Annotated in this window: 7 protein-coding genes; all 7 read right to left on the bottom strand. The window is 34.9% G+C overall.

The genetic code is table 11. The annotated features are described in order from the left end of the window. Positions 1-166: 166 nt before the first annotated feature. Positions 167-1186, bottom strand: coding sequence for a hypothetical protein (locus ACQRDX_RS01075; protein WP_427893632.1), 1020 nt, complete (start codon positions 1184-1186; stop codon positions 167-169). Positions 1187-1391: 205 nt separating this feature from the next. Beyond that, positions 1392-3305, bottom strand: a complete 1914-nt coding sequence (locus ACQRDX_RS01070; protein ID WP_427893634.1) for a hypothetical protein — start codon at positions 3303-3305, stop codon at positions 1392-1394. A gap of 10 nt (positions 3306-3315) precedes the next feature. Continuing rightward, the gene (locus ACQRDX_RS01065; RefSeq protein ID WP_427893636.1) at positions 3316-3576 is read right to left on the bottom strand and encodes a hypothetical protein; all 261 of its coding nucleotides are present in this window, start codon (positions 3574-3576) and stop codon (positions 3316-3318) included. 9 nt (positions 3577-3585) lie between these two features. Continuing rightward, a complete protein-coding gene (locus tag ACQRDX_RS01060; protein ID WP_427893638.1) occupies positions 3586-4398 on the bottom strand; it encodes an ABC transporter permease in 813 nt (270 codons plus the stop codon). An 8-nt stretch (positions 4399-4406) separates the two neighbouring features. Continuing rightward, the gene (locus ACQRDX_RS01055; RefSeq protein ID WP_427893640.1) at positions 4407-5192 is read right to left on the bottom strand and encodes an ATP-binding cassette domain-containing protein; all 786 of its coding nucleotides are present in this window, start codon (positions 5190-5192) and stop codon (positions 4407-4409) included. Positions 5193-5199: 7 nt separating this feature from the next. Then, complete coding sequence (locus ACQRDX_RS01050) at positions 5200-5676, bottom strand: hypothetical protein (protein ID WP_427893642.1); 477 nt, start codon at positions 5674-5676, stop codon at positions 5200-5202. After that, positions 5673-7253, bottom strand: coding sequence for an Hsp70 family protein (locus tag ACQRDX_RS01045; RefSeq protein WP_427893644.1), 1581 nt, complete (start codon positions 7251-7253; stop codon positions 5673-5675). The genes ACQRDX_RS01050 and ACQRDX_RS01045 overlap by 4 nt, the downstream gene beginning before the upstream one ends. Positions 7254-7315 lie beyond the last annotated feature (62 nt).

Here is a 7315-nt window from a genome sequence, read left to right as displayed (position 1 = left end):
AAAAGTGTTCAACACTCAATCTCCCTGATATTTTACTACTGTTTATTAGATTACTCAAACGAACTAAAAGCTAATTTTTTAGATGACACATTGACTCAGAATAACACGATTCACTTTGTCACACAACATCCCCTTTTAATCGATAACATTTCACCTCTGTTTGTTATCAATATTTGGAATATTCCTCTAACAACTTCTGATATTTTTCTTGCATATCAGAAGGTGCTTCGTCGTAAGACTCTTCTGAGCTTTTCGGAGAATAATGGCTATTTATGTAAACCTTCCCATTAGTTGCTAATAAAATTTGGTAGCTTGGTTTACTCGTATCTATAACACTATCGTATAAATAACCATAGCCACTATAATTTGTTTTATTGTAACGCTCCTCGACAGGAACAAGTTCACTAATAACTGCTTCCTTCTCAGTTTTTAGATCAATAAGATTACTTTGACCAGAAGGAAGGTAATACAAACGAAATACACTTCTTGAATTTAAATCACTTATTTTATTACTTGATAGATCGACACCTAACAATGATACAGCATAGTTATCTTTTAAACGAATAAATTCTGATTGGCTGACGGTTTGACCTGTTTGATCATAAAAAACAACACTGTCTTGCTTTTGACTAATATCTCCATCGTCATACAATCCACTAATTCTCGTGAAGATAGAAGCATCAGAAGTTTCTGCTGTTATCATATAGACGTGACCACTTTGGAAATTCTTGTCATAGCTAATATCGTTAAAACCACCGTTAACAACCATTGCATCTTTTCCATAACTACTCTCCTTGAGCCATTGCCCAAAACGTCGTGTGATATTATTGATATCATTACTACTAAGACTGACACTTTTCAAGGTTGCGTCCTCTTCAATATCTTGGCCAACATCCTTAATATCAGCCCCTTTTACGATTTTACTAGAATAAGGTACAGGTTGATATAAACCACTACTTACCATCGTTAGAGTAACACTAGACCAAGGAAGGGATTTTCTTAATAATAATGAACCTTGATTATTTGGTAAAGGAAGTCGGAGACTTGTTTTAACTGTAGCTTTCTTAGATGTCTCATGAACCTCACCGGTACTCAGATTACTAATTTGATAAGTGCTGTCTTCAACAATATATCGCACTTGGAAGCTTTCAACTTCATTTGTTTTTAGGTTCCTCGCTTGAGTCACATAAGCTACTCCTGGTTGCTTCAAAGCCTTCAATTGAAATAACTTACCAACACATACAAACGAAATAAAACAACTAAACAATAGTACCGTATAAAACTTCTTACCCATTTTTCCTACCTCTCTATATAAGATTATACCATTGTAAAAAGGTCTGGAGCAAAATTTACCAGACCTTTTTACGTTTAATTCCATTTTCTTAGCGCTATCAATTGACTTGACTAACATAATAGTTTGTTTTATTTCGCCCACCTGTATAAGATTTGTCATTGGCTTTTATTGAAATAGTTTTATAAGTTTCTTTTGTTGCACTTGATAACACAGGAACCTTGATATCATCACCTTCTTGATGCCAGTCTGTTGGTTCTGACACAACTAGAGAAGGAGCCTCCATCCCCATAGGAGCTCTCATGATATAAACTAAGGTATTGTCCCCCTTAAATAAGAGATAGTGGGCTGATGATTTCTCTTTAGCTAGTGCTTTTAATTCATCAAGTGATAAATCAGTATAATTTTTCTCAATATTTTCTAGATTTGATAGCTCCCCTAATACATCTTCTTCATTATAGGTACCGCTATCATAAGTATTATAATAATCAATAATTTTTGGCAAATCTTGTTTGTAAATCCCTAACATCTCACTATCTGAATAAGCATAGATAGGATCATCAAGCCCAAAATTCATCAGATAATATTTTCCAAAGACAGATGCATTTAAGGCAAGCTCCTTGATTTCAGAAATCTCTGATGATGATAATTTATCTGTTATCGATGCCTGACTAGATGATGTACTTGAAGAAGAACTTACCTCAGTTGAAGAACTTGAAGAAGAACTTACCTCAGTTGAGGAACTGGAAGAACTGGTGCTCTCTTTTTGTTCTTCGATAACATTGTCTAAAGAGGTGAGTTTTTGGTATTCTTTAAGTAAACGTGCATATTCTTTCTGCATGTCATCTGGAGCTTTTTGATAAACATCATCACTGTCTTTATTGGTATGGAAATAAACGACACCATTTGACCCTAAAATAATGCTGTAAGTTGGAACATCTTTATTGGTTAATTTATCAGCAACATAGTAGCGTCCATAATCCATCGCGCCAATTTGCTGTTCTTTAGGAACCGTGTTCGCAATAATGTGCGTAAATTCTTCATTTTTATCCGCATAATAGGCATGTTTTTTTTCAATCAAAGTATAGATGTTAAACGCCACTGCATTTTTAGTATAATCTTCTGCCTGATTACTAGCAAGATTATTACCAAGCACAGTGAGGTCGAATTGATCTTTTTTCTCAATAAGATTTTCTCCCCCAAGCTTCTGTGCATCAGCTAAATGACCACCAGGATACCACCCAATCGTTGTTAACAATGGACCATCGACTGTCTTAACACTTAAAACTGTTGGAGAGCCTGCACCATGATCAGGAGCTAGATGAGAACGAACCGTAATGGCATCTTGTCCATACTTGCTACTGTATAACCATTTCCCAAAGTGTTTCGTAATTTTATCAACTTCTTCATCACTTAAAGACGGAACTTTAGACTCTGTTTCAGTTTTTGAATCTGAACTATCCTTGGTACTAGATTTGGCAGATGTGCTAGATTTGTTAGATGAGGACGTTGTACTTTCTGACTGAGACGTACTAGAGGAAGAACTAGACGTTTGACTGGTATCTTTTTGCTCTGTAGAAGCATCTTGTGACGAGCTGCTAGAAGACGCTGTCTGATTAACCGTTACATTTTGAACAATAGAGGTATTTTCGACTTGCTCATAAGTTGTAGATTCTACTAGAGTCAATTCTGCATACTGCCAAGGGTACACAGACCTCTGTAGGCGTAAGGAAATATCTTGATCAGGAATCTTAAATTGAACAGCCTTATTTGATCCTGTGTCAACTTTACTGGTATAGCTTTCACCTGTTGTCGTATTAGTAATTTTATAACCTTGATTATTTTTCATCCGTTGAACTTGATAAGTGACTTTCTTACCTGTCTTCTTATCTTTGACAGTGGTGCTATATACCACATCTGCGCTTGTTAATGAAGTGCTTTGCGTATACTTACCAAATGCTCCCGAGACTAAAAATACAGCAACTAATAACCCTAAATACTTTTTATTTTTCATACTTATCCTCCTAAGCAAATAAGTAACCTACAATAAAACCAAAAACAGCTACCAAAAAGACAATAGCTACTTTGAGCACTAACATCCATGTTTGGTTTAACTGTATTGTTGTTGATTGTGGCAAAACTTCAGAGGTTGTTCCAGGATGGACATCTCCTTTAGCACTAATAGGGCTTGGAAAACCAAGGTTTTTGGCATTTATAAACTCTTGTGGTTGGGGATCTCTGCCATAAACAATCTGAAATTCCTTTGTCCATTCTTGTCCAGTCATTATCGTCTCCTATTTCTTTTTAAACCTCATTAGTAAAACAAATACTCCTGCATATATGATAGCATGAATTAACAAAATTATCCAATAATCCTCTATTGTACTTGATTGCACCTTAAACCACTGTAATTGTTCTTTGGGGATAGGAATGCCAAATTTTTGCATACTAGATGGCAAATGATAAAGATCATGGCTCATTGCAAATAAACGATGACCATAGCCCAAAAACATCATCTGCTCTATTCCCTTTATTGACTTTGGCAACTGCAAAATTGTACCAGCTAAAGAAAATTGAGAAATTCCTACAATAACTGCCAGAATAACAGAAGTAATTTCACTTTTTCCACTGATAGCAGAAATAATCAATCCTAAATAGTGAGCAGATAGAAACACCAAGATAGTGGTCAACAGTATTTCAATACCAAAATGAGATAACAGCTGTCCTTTATTTGGATAATCAAAATCAAACCATTTTAAAAGAACGAGATAAAATAACACAAAGACTAAACTTTCAACAATCGCTAATAAGCTATGAAAAAATATAGTCGCCAAAGAAAATTTTATTCGATCCAAGCCTGAGAAAAAATCTCTATCTAAAATCGCCCTCTCTTTACTGACCGTTATGCTAGTCTGAACTAAAATCAATAAACTAGATGAAAAAAGTAATAGAAAGGTCGTCATGCGACTTCCCTCAAAATAGGTTAAAAAATCTTTTTCTTGAATAAATAAAATTAAAGATTCAAAAGCCACTATCCCAATAATCACTTTAAGAAAATCTTGGTAACTGTTTTTAAATTTGTACCACTGTAATACCAATCCAGACATTGCCCCTCCTATATTTTATAAATACGCCCTGAACTATCTAGTTCTTGATATAAGTCTGCAATATTCAAATCTAAATATTTTTCAATCGCATAAGCATCCGTTGTCTTAAATTCCATCAAAAGATCTTGATAGCTTCCAACAAACTTAGGCAGTCCCTTAGAAAGAAAGATGATCCGATCAAAAATACTTAAATTTTCTGTATTATGTGTGATGACAATAATAGATTTTTCTCTAGTTTTTGCCAAAATTTTTAAAGTTCTTAATAAATTACGATCACTTAAAGCATCTAAGCCACTGGAGGGTTCATCTAAAATGAAATAAGGACGTTCGCTGAGCAACTCTACACCAATACTAACTCGTCTTTTTTGACCACCACTTAACTCTGAAATTTTTTTATCAGAAAATTCACTCAAACCTAAATCTGACATCGTTTTATTTATTCTATCTTTTCGTTCTTTCGGATCTACATGTGAAAGATGGATGCGACCATAATAATCAAAAGTTTCTGAAACTTTCAGATAAGTCCTAAGTAAGTTAGCTTGCGGCACATAACTCCAGTATTTAGCGTTTCCACTTAAAAGTTGACCATTTTCTAGTATCTGAAAATCTGAACAAGTTGGCTGATGTCTCTGCAGAAGAATTTCTGTGAGAGTCGTTTTTCCACTGCCTGAGGCTCCCAGTATTCCAACTAATTCTCCCGTTTTAACCGAGAAATCTAATTGATTAAATAATAACTCTTTACTGCCTTTATACTTAAAACAAATATGCTTAAATTCTAAAATACGTTCTCTCATAACTCTCCTAAATTAATACAAATAACAAGAAAAATACCAAAGCTAGTATCACAATCAAACTAGGACTTAACCCCAAGTAGAGTAAACCCACTAGCAAGACAAGCAGACCTGTCATGGAAATCAAAACATTTTTAATAAGATATGATGTCTGAAGTGCTTTTGTTGGAGTTAGAGAGGAATTTTGAGAAACGCTGGACAAATAAGCTTCTTTGATGGCTTGATCATATTGAATCTTGGTTTCATCATTGATAAAAAAAGTTTTAGCTTTTTCTATAAAATCGATCATCTCTTGTGCTTTTATATGATCTAAACTATTTTGATTATTAATAGAATGTTGTCGCTGAGCTAATTCCTCTTGTTTCCGACTATAAAAATTATAAATCGTAGCAGCCGAATCCTCATAACTAAATTTATAGCCCAATTCATCCACAAAGGGTAAATTTTGTTTCCTATCTAAGTCATAACAAGTATAAAAATCAATCATGATATAAATTTCTCAAAAATCAAGCGAAGTTGTGTATCTTCCTCAATTTTTTCCACTTTTTCTCTTTTTAAATCAGCATCTGCTGTCACAGATAGCAACTCTTTTTGTGTCAAACTATCATAAATAGTAATATGAATAATCTGCTCATCATCGAAATGAAAAACAACCTTTCCTAATGCTTGACCCTTTAAACGTGGCTGATCTAACCTTGCTTCCAAATCTCCTAAAAATCGAACACTCATAGGATTGGTATAGTTTCCTTCTGTTACACGAATTTTAAACTGCTGTTGACCATCAGCAACTGCAAAAAATTCTTTTTCCTTTGTATGTGGAATTTGTGTATTCTTATCAACAATGACACTATTATAATAATCACCAACAAAATCGAAGGCTTGATGATCCATCTTTTTAAAGAGGATTCCCAATCCATGTGAGGTAACATCTCTGATATGATACTCTTCCTCCTCATCGTCATCGTTAAAGCTAACATGATGGTTCACCATTAAGTCAGCGATAATACTTGCTCCTTCGGACACTATAGTATCAGGATTTAAGTCATATCGGGGTTTCTGACCGCTAATTTTTTCAATCATTTCACGAACCACAGGCATCCGTGTTGAACCACCGACCAATAGAACATGATCAATTTCAGACCAAATAAGACCCGCGTGCATCAAGGCATCCTCAGTCTTAATCTGAGTATCTTTCAACAACTTTGATGTTATCTGCTTAAAGTCATCACGTGTAACCTCTACACCATACGAACCTTCTGCAGTCACTTTTTCATAAAAAACTGATGAATTAACAGACAGTTGTATTTTCATTTTTTCAGCTTGATAACGTAATTGCATTCTTTCTTGATCCGACAACCTTGTCATGTTCAAACCTTGCTTTTCTAATTCGGCACTGATAAACTTGACCAACTCTTGATCAAAATTCAATCCACCTAAACGGTGATTACCATCTGTTGCCAAAATATCATAGCGTTGATCAGAAACATCCATAATCGTCACATCAAAGGTACCCCCTCCTAAATCATAAACAAGGACCTTTCCTGAAATGTTATGTTGAGCCACATAAGCAATAGCTGCAGCAGTTGGCTCATTGATGATTCTCAAAACATTAAAGTTCGCCAAGCGCCCTGCTAATTTCGTCGCCGCACGTTGATCTGATGTAAAATAAGCTGGTACGGTAATAACGGCATCTGTGATTGGCTCTTCTAAATTGAGCTCTTGTGAAAACACATCTAGTCTCTTTTTAAACTCATGGAGTAAGAGAGCAGATAAAACAGTAGAATTTAACCGTGTTTTATCTGGTGTCTCACTTTCTATATTTTTAGCAATATCACGCTTGAAATCCTGCTTAAAATACTCTACACGTCCCACCTCAGTGCCACGATGAATAGCATCACTACCTGTAAAAACTCTGTCTTTTCCAGCTATCTGAGTAAAATATAAAGCCGATTTCAAGACCTTATCGTCTTGAGCTCCCATCGGGATAATTCTTGGTTGGCCATTATCGATGATAGCCATAGAAGAATTTGTTGTTCCTAAATCAATTCCTACTGCTCTTTTCATATTCTGATCTCCTTTTTGATCACGCATCATTTAGTAAAAAGAGAGCTAGGTTTCCCCATCTC

Origin of the sequence: Streptococcus sp. SGI.013 (genome assembly GCF_050315295.1) — a bacterium.
GTDB classification, from domain to species: Bacteria; Bacillota; Bacilli; order Lactobacillales; family Streptococcaceae; genus Streptococcus; species Streptococcus porcorum.
Note: the sequence above shows the minus strand (reverse complement) of the source record. Positions and strands in the feature narration are given on the sequence as shown.